Below are 16,383 nucleotides of genomic sequence, written 5' to 3' on the forward strand. Positions count from 1 at the left end.
CCGGTCCGTTATCGAGCTGTGGCCACCGTCACGGCCAAGGTTACGGACAGCAGCGCGCCCCTCGCACGAGGCAAGGGGCGCACCGTCGCGGCGGGCCGGTGCACGGCCCCGGCCGGCCCGGGACCACGGCAGGAGTCGCCCGGTGCCGACGGCGATCCTGCCGTCGGCGACCGCCCGCCGGTGCCGCGGCCTACGGCGCCTCGAGCAGTGCTGCGGCCGTGAACAGCTCCACGCCGACCGTGATGGCGTTCTCGTCGGCGTCGAAGTCGCCCTGGTGCAGGTCGCGCACCCCGCGGTCGCCGGGGGCGCGCACGCCGAGCCGGACCATGGCGCCGGGCACCTGCTCCAGGTACCAGGAGAAGTCCTCGCCGCCCAGGCTCTGCTCGGTGCTCTCCACGGACTTCATGCCGCGCCGGGCGACCATGGCCCGGCGCAGCAGTTCGGTGGACTCCCGGTCGTTGACGACGGGCGGCACGCCCCGCAGGTAGGTGATCTCCGACTTGGCGCGGTGCAGGGCGGCGACCTCGTCGATGGCCGCGTGCACGATGTCGGGGGCCTGCCGCCAGGCGTCCAGCTCCAGGCAGCGGATGGTGCCGGACAGCTCGGCGTGCTGCGGGATGACGTTGGGGGCGTGACCGGACTCGATCCGGCCCCAGGTCACGGCCAGGCCGCTGCGGCTGTCGATCCGCCGGGCGACGACCGCGGGCACGTCGACGGCGATCCGGGCGGCGGCGGTGACCAGGTCGGTGGTCAGGTGCGGGCGCGCGGTGTGGCCGCCGGGGCCGTCGAGGGCGATCTCCAGGCGGTCGCAGGCGCTGGTGATGGGGCCGTGCCGCAGCCCGATCCGGCCGACCTCGACCTTGGGGTCGCAGTGCGCGGCGAGGATGCGGCCCACGCCGTCGAGCACGCCGTCCTCGATGGCGCCGAGGGCGCCGCCGGGCAGCACCTCCTCGGCGGGCTGGAAGATCAGCCGCACCGGCCGGGACAGCAGGCCCTTGGCGTGCAGGTCGGCCAGGACGAGGCCGGCGCCGAGCATGACGGTGGTGTGCATGTCGTGGCCGCAGGCGTGGGCGCGGTCGGGCACGGTGGACCGGTACGGGCAGTCGGTCTTGGTGTCCGGGATGGGCAGGGCGTCGATGTCGGCCCGCAGGGCGAGCAGCGGCACGGCGGACCGCTGCCCCGGGGGAGCCCGATGTCGCAGACGAGTCCGGTCCCGCTCGCCAGGACGCGGGGGCGGAGCCCGGCGCGCTCCAGCCGCTCCTTGATCGCGGCGGTCGTACGGAACTCCTGGTTGCCCAGCTCGGGGTGCATGTGCAGGTCGCGGCGGAAGGCCACGAGTTCGGCGTGCAGGGACTCGCTGAGCACGCCGGGGAGCACTCCCCCGGGAAGGCCTGCCTCGGACTCTCGGGACATCAATTGGTTCACCCTCTGAAGGGTAGGACGGCCGACCGGTCAACTGACCCTCGATCAACAAAAGTTCAGCCCGTTAGGGGAAGAAAATCTGACCGGCGGACGCATGGCAGCGGACTCTGATGGGTAAAACACTTGTTTCCTCCTCCACGCATACCATGCCTTCCCCTCCGGATGCGCGTCGTGTCCACGAACCGGGACCGGCGTCCGGCGGCGGCCCCGGACACGTCGGCGCCCGCGCGGGCGGGCCCGGAACCGGTGGCCACGGGGTGCGGCGGTCGCACGGGCAGGAGACCCGCCCCGGGCGTTCCTGCCGGCCGGCGGGTTCCGGCCGCCGCGGGCGCGGCCGGCCGCGAGGTGCCCACGGCCCGGACCGGCAGGGCGCCGACCGCCGTTGAAAGCGGCGATCTCGGGCACGCGTAGACGAGTGACCCCGTTGTCGCCCTCCGGAAGGAAGCGGAATGACCGTACCCTCGGGACCCGTCCGGCGCATGGACCGTGAGCGGCGCTTCGACCTGCGCACGACCGCGCTGTTCTTCCTTCTGCTCGCGATCCTCCTGTGCGTCCTGGCGTTCGTGGTCCGCACCGCGGCGGACATCGTCGAACGCCGCCCGTTCTGGGCCGGCTCACTCCTGGTGATCGGGGTGGCCGCCGCGCTGCTGGGCCGGTCCAGGTGGCGCCGCTTCTCCGCCGCGCGGTGCGCGCGGCGTGCCGCCGAGGCGCTGGAGGAGGCGGCCGAGCGGGCGGCCGACGGCCTCGGCGGCACGACGGCGTACGAGGCGGCGCCGGCCGGTGCGCCGCAGGCCGGCGCCGTGCCGGTGGGCGCCGTGCCCGGGCAGCGGCGCCCGGTCGCGGACGCGGCGTGGGGCGCCGGCGCGCCGCCGGTGCCGGACGGGGTGGAGCCGACCGTCGTCCTCGACCACCCGGTGGACTACACCGAGCTGGACCCCGACGGCTTCGAGCAGGCCATAGCCGACCTGTGCGCCCGTGACGAGTGCCGGGAGGTGGAGGTGGTGGGCGGAGCGTGCGACCTGGGCGCCGACGTCGTGGCGGTCACCCCCGACGGACGGCGCGTGATCATCCAGTGCAAGCGCTACGGCGACGCCAACAAGGTCGGCTCGCAGGACATGCAGCGCTTCGGCGGGACGTGCTTCACCGTCCACGGGGCCGACGTCGCGGCGTTGGTCACGACGAGCGACTTCACCGCTCCCGCCCTCGACTACGCGCAGCAGTGCGGAATAGTGTGCGTGAACGGCGAGGAGCTGGCCGCGTGGCGCGACGGGAGCGGGCCCAGCCCCTGGGAGCGGGCGGGCGTCGGCGCCTGACCGGGGTCACCGGGCGGCGGACCCGCGGGAACGTCCGGCCCGGTCGGACCGGGACCCCGGGGCCGCCGCCGTTCACCCGGGCCGACGGCCCCGCGGGCCCGGCCCGGCCCGGGCGGAAGACCCTAGGCCAGGCCCACCGCCGCCAGCCGGTGCACGTCCCGGGCCGTTCCCGTCACGCCCGACAGGAAGCCCGCGGCGCGGGGGGAGGCGTTCTCGGTCAGCCAGCCCGGGTCGATGTCGCAGACGGCGACGCGGACACCCGTGCCGGCCAGGGCCAGCGGGAGGGTGTGGACGACCGTGGAGGGGAAGCTGAGGATCGTGCGGCCCACGGGCCCGCGGCGGGCGATCAGTTCCAGGGGGAGGTCCGGGCGGACGACCTCCAGGCCGGTCTCGGCGGCCAGGCGGTGCAGCTTGCCGGCGCTCTCGCGGCGGTGGGCGAAGTAGCGCGTGGCGCCGTGGGCCTCGGCCAGCGCGCGGACCGCTTCCAGGTAGCGCTCGCCGTCCACGACCCCGGTCTCCACCAGGGACGTGCCGACCATGTCCGCGCTCTGGGTGATGCGCGGGGGGCCGAAGCGGGCGCGGGTCCAGGTGAAGTCGTTGGCGGTGACCGTGACGCCCTGCGGGGTCTGCGTCACCGGCATGGAGGAGAAGACCTCCACGCTGCGTCGCCCGCTGGGCGTCAGCCTGCGGCGGGCGGAGGAGGACACCGGCGCGAAGAGCAGGTCGCGGGGGCCGGGCCGGCCGCCCTTGCGGTGCCAGCGCACCAGGCGCTCACCGCGGGCGAGCTGGGCGACGAACTCCATGGTCGCCGTGCCGTCGTCCACGACCACCAGGTCGCGGGCGCGGGTGATGGTCAGCAGGAGCTGGACGTAGCGGGAGAAGGGGTCGCCCATGACGATGCGGTCCGCCCGGCGCAGCGGTCCCGCCAGGCCGCCGATGGTGTGGAAGGGCGCGGTCGTGCCGCCCCGCGCCTCCTCCCAGCGCACCCGGTGGCCCTCGTCCCGGGCCAGGTCCGCCATGCGGCGCAGCTGGCCCCGGGTCATCGGGTCGGTCGGGGACAGGACGACGACGGTGAGCTCCGCGCCGGGCGGCGCCGGGGCGCCGACCGCGGGCCGCCGCGCCTGCGCGGGCGCCGCCGGCCCGGCCGGCTCGGCGGCGCCGCACAGGCCGTGCAGGTGGGCCCACTCCAGCACGTTCAGCAGCTGTACCGGGCTCTCCACGAAGGCGAGCGTGCGGGCGGGGTGGCCGGCGTGACCGGCTCGGGGGCTCATCGGCGTGCGACCGTCCCGTCGTAGGGCAATCCGTCGGGCAATCAGGGTGCTCAGACCGCGACCGGCTCACCCGCCGCCGCCGCGATCTCCGCCTCGGCGACGACGCCGGAGACGCGGCGCAGCTTCTTCATCGGGCCCAGCTCGGAGTCGTAGACCTTCTTGACGCCGTCGCCGAGGGAGGCCTCGATGGTGCGGATGTCGCGGACGAGGCGGGTGAGGCCCTGCGGCTCCACGGAGGCGGCCTGGTCGGAGCCCCACATGGCGCGGTCGAGGGTGATGTGGCGCTCGACGAAGGTGGCGCCGAGGGCGACGGCGGCGAGGGTGGTCTGCAGACCGGTCTCGTGGCCGGAGTAGCCGATCGGGACGTTCGGGTACTCCTTCTCCAGCGTGTTGATCACGCGGAGGTTCAGCTCCTCGGCCTTGGCCGGGTAGGTGGAGGTGGCGTGGCAGAGCAGGATGTTCTCGCTGCCCAGGACCTCCACCGCGTGGCGGATCTGCTTGGGGGTCGACATGCCGGTGGAGAGGATGACCGAGCGGCCGGTGGCGCGCAGGGCGCGCAGCAGCTCGTCGTCGGTGAGGGAGGCCGAGGCGACCTTGTGGGCGGGGACGTCGAACTTCTCCAGGAAGGCGACGGCCTCGGTGTCCCACGGGGAGGCGAACCAGTCGATCCCCTTCTCCTTGCAGTACGCGTCGATCCGGCGGTACTCGTCCTCGCCGAACTCCACGCGGTGGCGGTAGTCGATGTAGGTCATCCGGCCCCAGGGGGTGTCGCGCTCGATGTCCCACTGGTCGCGCGGGGTGCAGATCTCCGGGGTGCGCTTCTGGAACTTCACGGCGTCGCAGCCGGCCTCGGCGGCCACGTCGATCAGCTTGAAGGCGTTCTCCAGCTCACCGTTGTGGTTGATGCCGATCTCGCCGCAGATGTAGACGGGGCGGCCGGGGCCGACCTCACGCGAACCGAAGGTGCGCAGACGGGAGTTGGTGCTCATGGCAGGGGATGTCCTTACTGGGGGAGGGAGTCGAGGGAGGGGCCGAGGATCCAGCCGGCGATCTCTCGGATCGCGCCGTCGCCACCGGGGACGGTGGTGACCGCGCGTGCGGCACCGCGTACGACGTCGTGGGCGCTCGCGACCGCCACGGGCCAGCCCACGAGGGCGAAGCACGGGAGGTCGTTGACGTCGTTGCCGACGTAGAGCACGCGCTCCGGCGCGATGCCCTGCTCCTCGCACCACTGCTTGAGGGCGAGGTCCTTGCGGTCGACGCCGTGCAGCACCGGGAGCTTCAGCTTCCGGGCCCGGGCGGCGACCACCGGGTTCTGTTCCGTGGACAGGACCAGCATCTTCAGGCCGCTCCTGCGCAGGGCTGCGATGCCGAGTCCGTCTCCGCGGTGCACGGCGACGAACTCCCGTCCCTCGGAGTCGACCAGCACCCGGTCGTCGGTCTGGGTGCCGTCGAAGTCGAGCACGACGGCGTCGATGTCGTCGTGGGTGGGGAGCGAACCGGGCCGGTCCGCGTCGAACAGGGGCGCGAGCGCGCGCGCCCGGGCCAGGTCGTGCGGGTCGTCGATCTCCAGCACGCGGGCCGGGTCGGTGCGGACCAGTTCGGTGCGGCCGAAGAAGCGGTGCCGGTGCTCGCGGAAACCGGCCGCGTCCATCGCGTAGGCGGCACCGGTCTCCAGCAGGTCCTGGGGGCGGTCCTGGCGGCGGGGGCGGAAGGACTTGTCGTGGTTGACGCCGTGGCCGCCGGCCGCTTGCGCCCGGTCGGCCCCGTCCGCCGCGTCCGCCCCGTCCGCCCCGTCCCGCCACAGGAAGCCGTGGAAGGGGGCCACGGTCACGGCGGTGTCCGCGCCGCCCTCGACGAGGGCCGCGGCCACGGCGTCGACGTCCTCGCGGACGACGAACGGGCTGGTGCACTGCACGAGCAGCACCACGTCGGCCGGTGCCCCGTGCAGGGCCTCGTGGGCGTCCATGGCGTGCAGGACCGCGGCCTCGGAGGTGGCCGTGTCGCCGGCGATGGCGGCGGGCCGCAGCACGACCTCCGCACCGGCCTGCCGGGCGGCGGCCGCGATGGCCTGGTCGTCGGTGGACACGACGACGTCGCTCACCAGCCGGGCCGCCCGGCACTCGCGCACCGCGCGCGCCACCAGCGGGACGCCGCCCACGGGCGCGAGGTTCTTGGCGGGCACGCCCTTGGAGCCGCCGCGCGCGGGGATCACCGCGAGGACCCGGTGCGCCGGGGCGCCCTGGCCCGCTTCCGAGTGGGGCATGGTCTCTTCTCCTTGACGTGGGACCCGGTCGCTCACAACTCGCCCATCCGCCGGATCACCGGGGCGACCCGCTGGACTCCGTGCCGGTAGGCGCCGCGCGCGGCCCGGCGCACGATCTGGCGGACCGGCCCGGGCGCCCTGTCGGCGGCGGGCGCGCCGGGCAGCGGGGCGCCGTCGGGGCCGAGGTGGTGGCGGGCGAGGATGCCGGGCAGGTAGCCGGGCGCGGTCTCGGGGGTGTAGTAGGGGTTCAGGGGCGGCAGGCCGCCGGGGCGGTCCAGCAGCCCGGCGATGCGTGCGCGGGCCGCGTCGAAGGCGGTGGCGTAGGAGCCGTCGGCGGCGACGCCCTGCCGGGCCAGCCACCCGGGGTCGGCCACCGGGCGGTGCCCGGCGTCGAGCTGGTCCCAGGAGGCGAGGCACCCGGAGCCGGTGAAGTGGTGGTTGCCGAGCGCCTCGCGCACCCCGAGGTCGGTCAGGACGACCGTGGGGATGCGGCGGTGCAGGGCTTCCAGGGCTGCCGTGGAGCTGACCGTGACGAGCAGGTCGGTGCGGTCCAGCACCTCGCCCATGTGCCCGTACACCAGGCGGAAGTTGGCGGGCGTGTCGGTGCCCTGGACCAGCTTCTGGTAGGGCAGTTCCTCGATGTGGGTGGTGTGTTCGCCGGGTTTGGAGCGCAGTTTCAGCAGCACCTCGCGCCCGGGGTGCCGGCGGGCGTGCGCGATCAGCCGGTCCAGCAGGTAGGTGCGGTCCCTGCGGTTGTCCGGGACGGAGGGCTGGGCGGCGAACACCACGGTGTACGGGTCGTGCTCGCCGGTGTACGGCGCCCCGCCGAGGAAGGGGAGGGCGACCTCGGTGACCGCGGCGGCGTCGGCGCCCACCCCCTCGTACACGGCCCGGAACCGGTCCGCGTCGTGCCGGGAGTTGGCGAGGACGAGGTCGGCGCCGTGCCGCAGCAGCAGTCCGTCGGCGAGCTTCTCGTAGACGACGCCGACGTAGCCGGTGACGACCACGGGGCGCCTCCCGGAGCCCCAGGCGTTGCGCAGCCCGTGCAGCATGGCCTGGACACCGCCGCCGACCAGGGCGAGGACGAGGACGTCGTAGGACTCCTCGGTCATCGCGCGCAGGAACCCGGCGCCGGTGACCTCGTGGAGGGAGTCGGCCCGGACGCCGACCTCGTTCAGCTGGCGGGGGGTGGGAGTGGCGCGGCCCCGCAGGAGGTAGCCGTCGAGCCGGATCCCGGCACCCGCCGGAGCGAGGCGCTGCGCGGTGAGCGCGCCCCACTTCCACCGGGTGTCGGAATCCGCGAGGACGGCGACCCGCAGGGACTTCGTAGCACTTGCTGGCACGTCCAAGACGCTAGGAAGGCATTCCGATGTTCCGCCCAACCCGAATGCAACAAACGGTTAACAGCACATCGCCGAATGGCTAATCGGGCCGGGAACGGCCCGGGAAAAGTCCTGGTTCACGGCTTCGCCACGCGTCGTTCACCTGGCATCAAGGCGACCGTCAGAACGAATGACGGGCATCGCACTAACGTCCCCTGCGTGGTCAAGCTCTCCGTCATCGTGCCGTTCTACAACGTGCAGCAATACGCGCCCGACACGCTCACGAGCCTGCGGGCGAATGCGCGTGACGACTTCGAATTCATTCTCGTCGACGACTGTTCGCGCGACGGGACACCAGAGATCCTCGCGCGCGCGGAGCGCGAGCTGCCCGGCGCGGTGCTGGTCGGGCACGAGCGGAACGGAGGGCTGGCGACCGCCCGCAACACCGGTATCGACCGGGCGCGCGGCGAGTACCTGACCTTCCTGGACGGCGACGACTGGCTCGCCCCCGGCTACTACCCGAAGCTGGTCGCCGCCATCGAGGAACTGGGCTGCGACTTCCTGCGCACCGACCACGTGCAGTGCACCGCACGGGCGCGCACCGTGCACCGGGTGCCGGTCGGCCGGCGCAACGTGGTCATGAACCCGCGGGAGGCGATCCTGCCCGCCGACCGGTCCACCTCGGTGGACTACGCCTTCGCCTGGGCGGGCGTCTACCACCGCCGGCTGGTGGACAGGGGCCTGCTGCACTTCACCGACGGGCTGCGCACGGCCGAGGACCGGCCGTGGATCTGGAAGCTGCACCGGGAGGCCGAGTCCTTCGCCGCGGTGAGCCTGCTGGGTGTGTTCTACCGGCGCGGGGTCGCCTCGTCGCTCACCCAGATCGGCGATGTCCGGCAGCTCGATTTCATCCGCGCCTTCGACCGGGTCATCGCGGAAACCGCCGCGGACCGGGAGGCGGACGTCCTGTTGCCCAAGGCCGTCCGCACGTACTGCGCCATCATTTCCCATCACCTGGGATCCATCGAAAGGTTCGAGCCCGCGGTGGCGAAGCAACTGAGATCACTGAGCGCCGCCGCCCTGCGGCGCATGCCCCAGCACGTGCTGGACGAGGCGCTGGACTCCATGGACCTGCAGCGCGCCACCAGGCTGCGCCGGCTGCGCCGCCGCCCCGCCCCGGCGGGGGCCGCCGCGTGACCACCCAGATCTTCCAGGCGTCGACGCTGTACGGCATGGCCACGCTCGCCGCCGCCCTCGACTCCGGCTGCTTCCGCCCCGCCGACCGGCGCGTCCTGCTGGTCTGCAACAACGCGGCCACCCCCGAGACCACGCCCGGGCTAGAGGAGATGCCCGGCTTCGAGCAGCTGCGCGACCGTTTCGACGACGTCCTGTCGTACAACGAGACGATCTTCCCCTTCCACCCCGGCGGCTGGGCGCCCCGGGTGGACGACATGCCCCTGTGGGAGCGGTACCTGCGGCACGAGTGGCGGCTCGCCGACGACGACGTGGAGCTGGCGGTCGAGTCGATCCAGGTCAACCCGTCGCTCGCGCTCGCCCAGATCTTCCACGGCGCCCCGGTCACCGTCTACGCCGACGGGCTGATGAGCTACGGCCCCACCCGCAACAAGATCGACCCGCTGGTGGGCACCCGGGTGGACCGGGTCCTCCACCTGGACCTGGTGCCGGGTCTGGAGCCCCTGCTGCTCACCGAGTTCGGCGTGCCGGCGCAGATCGTGCCGACGCCGGCCTTCACCAAGGTGCTGGCCCAGCTCCTCCCGGCCGGCGACGGCCTGCCGGAGGTCGAGGAGCCCGCGCTGCTGCTCGGCCAGTACCTCTCCGCGCTGGGCATCCTCTCCGCCGAGGAGGAGGAGGACCTGCACGTGGCGATGGTCAGGGGCGCCGTCGCCCTCGGCCACACGAAGGTGGTGTTCAAGCCGCATCCCACCGCCCCGGCCCGCTTCACCCGCCGCCTGGAGCAGGAGGCCGCGAAGCTCGGTGCCGAGGTGACCGTGCTCGACACGCCGGTCCTGGCCGAGGTGCTGTACCAGCGCACGCGTCCCGCACTGGTCGTCGGCTGCTTCTCCACCGCGCTGCTCACCGCCTCCGCCCTGTACGGCCTGCCGGTGGCCCGGGTCGGCACCGAACTGCTGCTGGAGCGGCTGACCCCGTTCGAGAACAGCAACCGGATCCCGGTCACCGTGGTCCACGCGCTGCTGCCGGACCTGGCCGACCGTGCCGCGGTGACCGGGCAGCGCCGGGGCACGGACGTGGCGGGGCTGGGGACGCTGGTGCGCGCGGTGGGCTTCGCGATGCAGCCGAAGATCCTGCCCCGGCTGCGCGGGGAGGCGGAGCGGTACCTGGCCGCGAACCCGGACGAGCGGACGCTGCGGTACTTCAAGAAGCGGCGGCTGACCGCGCTCGGCCTGCCGGGCGGCGTCCCCGGTGGCCTGATGTTCCTGCCGCGCAACTCCACGGCGCGCAGGGTCGTGCGACGCGCCAGGGCGCTGCGGAAGGCGGTGCGCCGCTGAACCACGGCGGCCGGGACGGGGCGGGGCCGGCCGCCCCCCGCCGGGGGCGGGGGAAGACTGCGGGAAACCTGTCCGACAGCCCGGTGAACCCTTGGGGAGCGCTGGACGAAGGGCGCTTCCCTCGAAGCAGAAGTCCCCGGGGCGACACCTAGGCTGCCGGTGGACGCCTCCCCGCCGGCCCGGGCGGCCGGGAGCGCGCACGGCAGAACCCGCGGCGTACTGCGAGGGGTACCAGCGTGACCGAGACGGTCGTGAGCACGACGAAGCCGCAGTCCGCCACGACTGCGTCCGCGCGGGGGCCAGGCGTCCCCGCCCCGCCCCCGCCGGCCGCCCGCGGGGGCGGCAGGCTCCGGGCCCTGGACGGACTGCGGCTGGTCGCCGCGCTGATGGTGGCGCTCTACCACTACGGCGGCCGCGGCGGTCCCGTCAGCGAGGCCTGGGGCACCTCGCCGCAGCAGCAGTTCCCCACGCTGCACACGCCGTTCGCCTACGGCTGCCTGGGCGTGCAGATCTTCTTCGTCATCAGCGGCTTCGTCATCTGCATGAGCGGCTGGGGCCGTTCGCTGCGCTCCTTCTTCGCTTCCCGCGTCTCCCGCCTGATGCCCGCCTACTGGGCGGCCGTCCTCCTCGTCGCCGCGGTGTTCGCGCTGCCGGTGGTCGCCTACGAGACGGTCCCGCCGAGCGACGCGCTGGTGAACCTGACGCTGCTCCAGCAGCCGCTGGGCGTGGACCGGGTGCTGGGCGTGGACTGGACCCTGTGGGCGGAGATCCGCTTCTACGCGCTGTTCGCCCTCGTCGTGGTCCTGCCGGGCGCGAACCGGCGCAGGGTGATCATGTTCTGCGCGTGCTGGACGCTGGGGGCGGCGATCGCGCAGGGGGTACGGGAACCGCTGCTGGACCTCGTGCTGATGCCGCAGTACGCGCCGTTCTTCATCGGCGGGATGGGTCTTTACCTGGTCCACCGGGACCGCGGGGACGCCCACGCGTGGGGCATCGTCGGCGTCGGTTTCCTGGTCGGCCAGCACTACGCCGTGCGCAGCCTGTGGAACGCCTCCGACCCGCACGCCTTCGCCCACCGCACGTCCTGGGGCGTCGTCCTCGTCGTCGCCCTCGGCTTCCTCGCGGTGGCCGCGGTCGCGCTCGGCCGGCTGGACTGGGCGAACTGGCGCTGGCTGACGGTGGCCGGGGCGCTGACGTACCCGTTCTACCTCGTCCACGAGCACCTGGGCTGGGTGGTGATCCGCGCCCTGCACCGGGGCGCGCACCTCCCGTCGGCGGCGGCCTTCGCCCTGACGCTCGCCCTGATGCTGACGCTGGCCTGGCTGCTGCACCGCTTCGTCGAGCGGCCGCTGACGCCGCGGCTGCGCGGGGCGCTGAGCAGGGTGCGCTGACGTCCGCCCGCCCCCGCGCCGGGCGGGCGCCCCCGTCCGGACCGGCGGTGCGGGCCCGGTCTCAGCCCAGTCCGTACCGCGCCCCCACCCCCGCGACCACCAGGGCCAGCCCCTCCTCGAACTGGGCGTCGTAGCCGTCGAAGAGCAGGTGGCCGGCGGCTGCCGCGAGGGGGAAGCCCGCCATGCGGTGGGCGCGTTCCTCCACGTCGAAGCCCTCCCGGCGCTCGCCCGGCAGGGGGCGCACGCCCTGTTCCTCGGTGACGAAGCCGACGGTGTACGCGGTCGCGGTCCGGCCCGCGTGCACCGCCTGCGCGAGGGTGAGGCCGGCGCCCGTCAGGACGCGCAGGTCCGCCTCCATGTGGCGGGCGTGGTCCAGGCCCGTGAAGCGTGAGCCGCTGAAGACCTTGGCGCCGTCGCGGTAGCCCAGCAGGGCGGTCCGCAGCCCCCGGTTGACCTTGAGCAGCCGCTCCCGCCAGGTGTCGGCGGGGTCGAGCGAGGTGCCGGCGACCATCCGCCGGTACATCTCGGTCGCCATCTCGTCCAGCAGCGCCTGCTTGTCCTTGAAGTGCCAGTACAGCGCCGGCGCCTTGACGTCCAGCTCCCCGGCGATGGCCCGCAGGGTCAGGCCGTCCAGGCCGGTCTCGTTCAGCAGCCGCAGCGCCGTCTCCGCGACCCGCCCGCGGTCCAGGGGCGCCCTTCGTTCCGTGCTCACGCTTGACAGCTTAACAACGTTAAGGGCAACCTCTCGGACAGCGGTACTTAACGTCGTTAAGGGGAATTGCGATGGATGTCCAGACTGATGTCCTCGTCGTGGGCGCCGGCCCGACCGGTCTCACCCTCGGCGTCGACCTCGCGCGGCGCGGGGTGGACGCGCTCCTCGTGGAGCGGGCCGACGCCCTGTTCCCCGGATCGCGCGGCAAGGGGATCCAGCCGCGCACCCAGGAGGTCTTCGACGACCTCGGCGTCCTCGGCGCGATCCGCGCGGCCGGCGGCCCCTACCCGGTGCGGATGGTCTGGGAGGACGGCGAGCGGGTCGGCGAGCAGCCGATGTTCGAGCCGGTGGAGGCGGACGGGGGCGCGCCGTACACCGAGCCGTGGATGGTCGCGCAGTGGCGCACCCAGGAGGTGCTGCACGCGCGGCTGACGGAGCTGGGCGGCCGGGTCGCCTTCGGGCGCGGGCTGACGGACCTGGAGCAGGACGCCGGAGGAGTGACCGCGCGGTTCGCCGACGGTTCGGCCGTCCGGGCGCGGTACGCGGTCGCGGCCGACGGCGGCCGTTCGGCGGTCCGGCGCGCGGTGGGCGTGGGGATGACCGGCGAGGCGGTCGACCCGGCGCCGTTCCTCGTGGCGGACCTGCGGCTGCGCGGGCTCGACCGGGAGCACTGGCACGCCTTCCCCGCGGCCGGCGGCACCGGCGCCATGCTGTGCCCGCTCGCCGGCACGGACGACTTCCAGCTGACGGCACGGCTCCCGGAGGGCACCGGGCCCGAGCCGACCCTCCAGGGCGTCCGCGAGGTGGTCGCCGCGTACACGCACCTCGCCCCCGAGGACGTCACGGAGGTGCGCTGGGCCTCCGGCTTCCGGCCCCGGGCGGCGCTGGCCGACCGGTTCCGGGCGGGCCGCGTCCTGCTCGCGGGCGACGCCGCGCACGTCCACTCGCCGGCCGGTGGGCAGGGCCTGAACACCAGCGTCCAGGACGCCTACAACCTGGGCTGGAAGCTGGGCGCGGTCCTGCTCGGCGGGGCGCCCGACGCCCTGCTCGACACCTACGGGGAGGAGCGGCGCGCCAACGCCGCGGCCGTGCTGGACCTGTCGACGGGCGTGCACCGCGGGGAGGTGCGGCGCGGGCGGGCGACGGCGCAGCTCGGACTGGGGTACCGGGAGTCGTCCCTGAGCCGGGAGCGGCGCACCACGCCGTCGGGGGTCCGGGCGGGCGACCGCGCCCCGGACGGCAGGGTGGACGGCGTCCGGCTCTTCGACGCGTTCCGGGGACCGCACTGGACGCTGCTGGGCGCGGCGCTCCCCCTTCCCGGGGTCCCGGAGGTCCCCGGGGTCCCGGGGGTCCCGGGGGTCCGGGCGCTGCCGGCCGCCCCGGAGTCGTACGGCCCCGGCGTGTTCCTGGTCCGCCCGGACGGCTACGTCGGCTGGGCGGGCGACACGGCCGCGGGACTGGGGGCGTACCTGCGCCGGGTGGGCGTCCGGGGGGCCGCGGACGGCGTCCCGGCCGCGGCCCCCGGGGCGGAGTGAGCGACCGGCTCAGTGCGCGTCGCCCGGCACGAAGGTGCCCCACACCTCCCGCAGCGCGTCGCAGACCTCGCCCACCGTCGCCCGGGCGCGCAGGGCCTCCTTCATGGGGTACAGGACGTTGTCCCCGCCCTGCGCGGCCCTCCTGAGCGCGTCCAGCGCCGAGCCCACCGCCCCCCGGTCACGGCCGGCCCGCAGCGCCGCCAGCCGTCCGGTCTGACGGGCCTCGACGGCCGGGTCCACCCGCAGGGGCCGGTACGGCTCCTCCTCGTCCAGCCGGAAGCGGTTGACACCCACCACCACCCGCTCGCCGGAGTCCGTCTCCCGGGCGATGCGGTAGGCGTTGCGCTCGATCTCGGTCCTCTGCAGGCCCCGCTCGATCGCCGCGACCGCACCGCCCAGGTCCTCGACCCGGCGCATGAGGTCCAGCGCGGCCTCCTCCACGTCGTCGGTCAACCGCTCCACCGCGTAGGAGCCCGCGAAGGGGTCCACCGTCGCCGGCACGTCCGTCTCGTGCGCGAGGACCTGCTGCGTGCGCAGCGCCAGCCGGACGCTCCTGTCCGTCGGCAGGGCGAGCGCCTCGTCGAAGGAGTTGGTGTGCAGGGACTGGGTGCCGCCGAGGACCGCGGCGAGGGCCTGGACGGTGACGCGGACCAGGTTCACCTCCGGCTGCTGGGCCGTCAGCTGGACGCCCGCCGTCTGGGTGTGGAAGCGCAGCATGCGGGACCTGGGGTCGCGCGCGCCGAACTCCTCCTTCATGACCCGTGCCCAGATCCGGCGGGCCGCGCGGAACTTGGCGACCTCCTCCAGCAGGGTCGTGCGGGCCGCGAAGAAGAAGGACAGGCGGGGTGCGAAGTCGTCCACGTCCATGCCCGCCGCCACCGCCGTGCGGACGTAGGCGATGCCGTCGGCGAGCGTGAAGGCGACCTCCTGCGCCGGGGACGCGCCCGCCTCCGCCATGTGGTAGCCGGAGATCGAGATCGTGTTCCACTTCGGGATCTCGGCCCTGCAGTACCGGAGGACGTCGGCGGTCAGGCGCAGCGAGGGCCGGGGCGGGAAGATGTAGGTCCCCCGCGCGATGTACTCCTTCAGGACGTCGTTCTGGACCGTGCCGGTGAGCCGGTCGGCGCTCACCCCCTGCTCCTCCGCCACCAACTGGTACAGCAGCAGCAGGAGGGCCGCCGGGGCGTTGATCGTCATCGAGGTGGAGACCCGGTCCAGCGGGATGCCGTCGAACAGCGCCCGCACGTCCTCGACCGAGTCGACCGCCACGCCCACCCTGCCGACCTCGCCGCGCGCGAGGGGCGCGTCGGAGTCGTGGCCCATCTGGGTGGGCAGGTCGAAGGCGACGGACAGACCGGTGGTGCCGTGGGCGATCAGCTGCCGGTAGCGGGCGTTGGACTCGGCCGCCGTGCCGAACCCTGCGTACTGGCGCACGGTCCAGGGGCGGCCGGTGTACATCGTCGGGTGGATCCCGCGGGTGTACGGGTAGGCGCCCGGTTCGCCCAGCTTCCCCGCCGGGTCCCAGCCGGTCAGGTCCTCCGGTCCGTAGACCGGCTCGATCGGCCGCCCCGACTCCGACTCACGCGCCATGGCCGCCTCCGCAGGACGTTCGCTCCCCCCACCATGCCCCGTAGTTCGGCGGCGGTCACGCGGGGAAGCATCCCCGGCATGAGGATCCCGGGGAGACCTGCCGCCCTGCTCGCCTGCGCCGCCGTCCTCGCCGCGCTCTGCGGCTGCACCGTGCGGCCCCCGGGCGCGGACGGCACGGGCCGCTCCCCGGTGCGCGCCGGACCGCCGTCGGGCCGCGGCCCCGGGCCGGCCCGTACGGCCGGGGTCCCGGCCGCCCCCGCGCCCGCGCCCCCCGTGCTGTGGTCGCGCGGGGACAGCGGCGCGGGCGTCCGCGAACTGCAGGCGCGGCTCCGCCAGGTGGCCTGGCTGTTCGACGGGCCGACGGGGAGCTACGACGACCTGACCGAGCGGGCCGTCAGGGGGTTCCAGGCCAAGCGCGGGCTGCCGCCGACCGGCGAGCTGGACACCGTCACCTGGCGGCGGCTGCTGGGGATGACGCGCCGGCCGGGGAAGTGGGAGCTGTACCTGATGGGCGGCCAGCCGGCCGCCGCGCCCGATCCGCGCTGCCTGACCGGACGGGCGCTGTGCATCAGCAAGACCAGCCGGACGCTGCGCTGGATGGTCGACGGGCGGACGGTGTCGACGATGTCCGTCCGCTTCGGCACCCAGTACACCCCGACCCGCGAGGGTGTGTTCCGCATCTACTGGAAGTCACGACACCACGTGTCGACGCTCTACGACTCCCCGATGCCGTACGCGATGTTCTTCAGCGGCGGCGAGGCGGTGCACTACTCGTACGACTTCGCCGCCCGCGGCTACGCCGGCGGCTCGCACGGATGCGTGAACGTACGGGACGAGGCGGCGATCGCCCGGCTCTTCGCGCAGGTGAGGATCGGCGACAAGGTCGTCGTCTCCTGGTGAGGAGTGGGGCGCGGGCGGGACCGGGGGAACGTGTCCCGCCCGCGCCGGGTGCACGAGCCGTAGGTACGGGGGGAACCCCGGCTCAGTGCGACGGCCGATGACCAGTCGGCTCACTCGGTACTGCGTCAGTGGG

General features: G+C 74.3%; 12 protein-coding genes and 1 pseudogene. 6 read left to right on the forward strand and 7 right to left on the reverse strand.

What is annotated here, in order from left to right; translation table 11 throughout:
• Nucleotides 1-190: 190 nt before the first annotated feature.
• A pseudogene (locus tag QQY24_RS11860) lies at nucleotides 191-1,413 on the reverse strand (amidohydrolase).
• Nucleotides 1,414-1,871: 458 nt separating this feature from the next.
• Between QQY24_RS11860 and QQY24_RS11865 the strand changes: the two are divergent.
• Nucleotides 1,872-2,735, forward strand: a complete 864-nt coding sequence (locus tag QQY24_RS11865) for a restriction endonuclease (RefSeq protein ID WP_301972646.1) — start codon at nucleotides 1,872-1,874, stop codon at nucleotides 2,733-2,735.
• 122 nt (nucleotides 2,736-2,857) lie between these two features.
• Here QQY24_RS11865 and QQY24_RS11870 read toward each other — a convergent pair whose 3' ends face one another.
• From QQY24_RS11870 to QQY24_RS11885, 4 genes are read right to left on the reverse strand one after another with little or no spacing between them, the layout of a single operon-like run.
• Nucleotides 2,858-4,006, reverse strand: a complete 1,149-nt coding sequence (locus QQY24_RS11870; RefSeq protein ID WP_301972647.1) for a hypothetical protein — start codon at nucleotides 4,004-4,006, stop codon at nucleotides 2,858-2,860.
• A gap of 50 nt (nucleotides 4,007-4,056) precedes the next feature.
• Nucleotides 4,057-4,995 (reverse strand): N-acetylneuraminate synthase family protein, encoded by a 939-nt coding sequence (locus QQY24_RS11875; protein ID WP_301972648.1) that lies wholly within the window; start codon nucleotides 4,993-4,995, stop codon nucleotides 4,057-4,059.
• A gap of 14 nt (nucleotides 4,996-5,009) precedes the next feature.
• Complete coding sequence (locus QQY24_RS11880; RefSeq protein WP_301972649.1) at nucleotides 5,010-6,272, reverse strand: N-acylneuraminate cytidylyltransferase; 1,263 nt, start codon at nucleotides 6,270-6,272, stop codon at nucleotides 5,010-5,012.
• A 32-nt stretch (nucleotides 6,273-6,304) separates the two neighbouring features.
• Complete coding sequence (locus QQY24_RS11885) at nucleotides 6,305-7,615, reverse strand: DUF6716 putative glycosyltransferase (protein WP_301972651.1); 1,311 nt, start codon at nucleotides 7,613-7,615, stop codon at nucleotides 6,305-6,307.
• Between the two features lie 198 nt (nucleotides 7,616-7,813).
• Between QQY24_RS11885 and QQY24_RS11890 the strand changes: the two genes are divergently transcribed.
• From QQY24_RS11890 to QQY24_RS11900, 3 genes are all read left to right on the forward strand, one after another.
• Nucleotides 7,814-8,791 (forward strand): glycosyltransferase family 2 protein, encoded by a 978-nt coding sequence (locus tag QQY24_RS11890; RefSeq protein WP_301972652.1) that lies wholly within the window; start codon nucleotides 7,814-7,816, stop codon nucleotides 8,789-8,791.
• Nucleotides 8,788-10,122, forward strand: a complete 1,335-nt coding sequence (locus QQY24_RS11895; RefSeq protein ID WP_301972653.1) for an alpha-2,8-polysialyltransferase family protein — start codon at nucleotides 8,788-8,790, stop codon at nucleotides 10,120-10,122. Before QQY24_RS11890 ends, QQY24_RS11895 begins: the two co-directional genes overlap by 4 nt.
• Nucleotides 10,123-10,358: 236 nt before the next feature.
• A complete protein-coding gene (locus QQY24_RS11900) occupies nucleotides 10,359-11,513 on the forward strand; it encodes an acyltransferase (protein WP_301972654.1) in 1,155 nt (384 codons plus the stop codon).
• A gap of 61 nt (nucleotides 11,514-11,574) precedes the next feature.
• On the opposite strand, the gene QQY24_RS11905 is transcribed toward QQY24_RS11900, so the two are convergent.
• Entirely contained in the window at nucleotides 11,575-12,225 is a 651-nt protein-coding gene (locus QQY24_RS11905; protein WP_301972655.1) for a TetR/AcrR family transcriptional regulator, read from the reverse strand.
• 71 nt (nucleotides 12,226-12,296) lie between these two features.
• Here QQY24_RS11905 and QQY24_RS11910 point away from each other — a divergent pair, with 71 nt between their 5' ends.
• A complete protein-coding gene (locus tag QQY24_RS11910) occupies nucleotides 12,297-13,760 on the forward strand; it encodes an FAD-dependent monooxygenase (RefSeq protein WP_301972656.1) in 1,464 nt (487 codons plus the stop codon).
• Nucleotides 13,761-13,769: 9 nt separating this feature from the next.
• Here QQY24_RS11910 and QQY24_RS11915 read toward each other — a convergent pair whose 3' ends face one another.
• Entirely contained in the window at nucleotides 13,770-15,350 is a 1,581-nt protein-coding gene (locus QQY24_RS11915) for a methylmalonyl-CoA mutase (RefSeq protein WP_301972657.1), read from the reverse strand.
• Nucleotides 15,351-15,428: 78 nt separating this feature from the next.
• Here QQY24_RS11915 and QQY24_RS11920 point away from each other — a divergent pair, with 78 nt between their 5' ends.
• The gene (locus QQY24_RS11920; protein WP_301972658.1) at nucleotides 15,429-16,250 is read left to right on the forward strand and encodes a L,D-transpeptidase family protein; all 822 of its coding nucleotides are present in this window, start codon (nucleotides 15,429-15,431) and stop codon (nucleotides 16,248-16,250) included.
• The last annotated feature ends 133 nt before the right edge of the window (nucleotides 16,251-16,383 follow it).

It is taken from the genome of Streptomyces sp. TG1A-8 (assembly GCF_030499535.1).
Lineage (GTDB): Bacteria > Actinomycetota > Actinomycetes > Streptomycetales > Streptomycetaceae > Streptomyces.

Bases quoted from the DNA above. Each gene is read 5' to 3' on its own strand.
- QQY24_RS11865 (WP_301972646.1), top strand. From the start codon at position 1,872: ATGACCGTACCCTCGGGACCCGTCCGGCGCATGGACCGTGAGCGGCGC.
- QQY24_RS11870 (WP_301972647.1), bottom strand. From the start codon at position 4,006: ATGAGCCCCCGAGCCGGTCACGCCGGCCACCCCGCCCGCACGCTCGCC.
- QQY24_RS11875 (WP_301972648.1), bottom strand. From the start codon at position 4,995: ATGAGCACCAACTCCCGTCTGCGCACCTTCGGTTCGCGTGAGGTCGGC.
- QQY24_RS11880 (WP_301972649.1), bottom strand. From the start codon at position 6,272: ATGCCCCACTCGGAAGCGGGCCAGGGCGCCCCGGCGCACCGGGTCCTC.
- QQY24_RS11910 (WP_301972656.1), top strand. From the start codon at position 12,297: ATGGATGTCCAGACTGATGTCCTCGTCGTGGGCGCCGGCCCGACCGGT.
- QQY24_RS11915 (WP_301972657.1), bottom strand. From the start codon at position 15,350: ATGGCGCGTGAGTCGGAGTCGGGGCGGCCGATCGAGCCGGTCTACGGA.
- QQY24_RS11920 (WP_301972658.1), top strand. From the start codon at position 15,429: ATGAGGATCCCGGGGAGACCTGCCGCCCTGCTCGCCTGCGCCGCCGTC.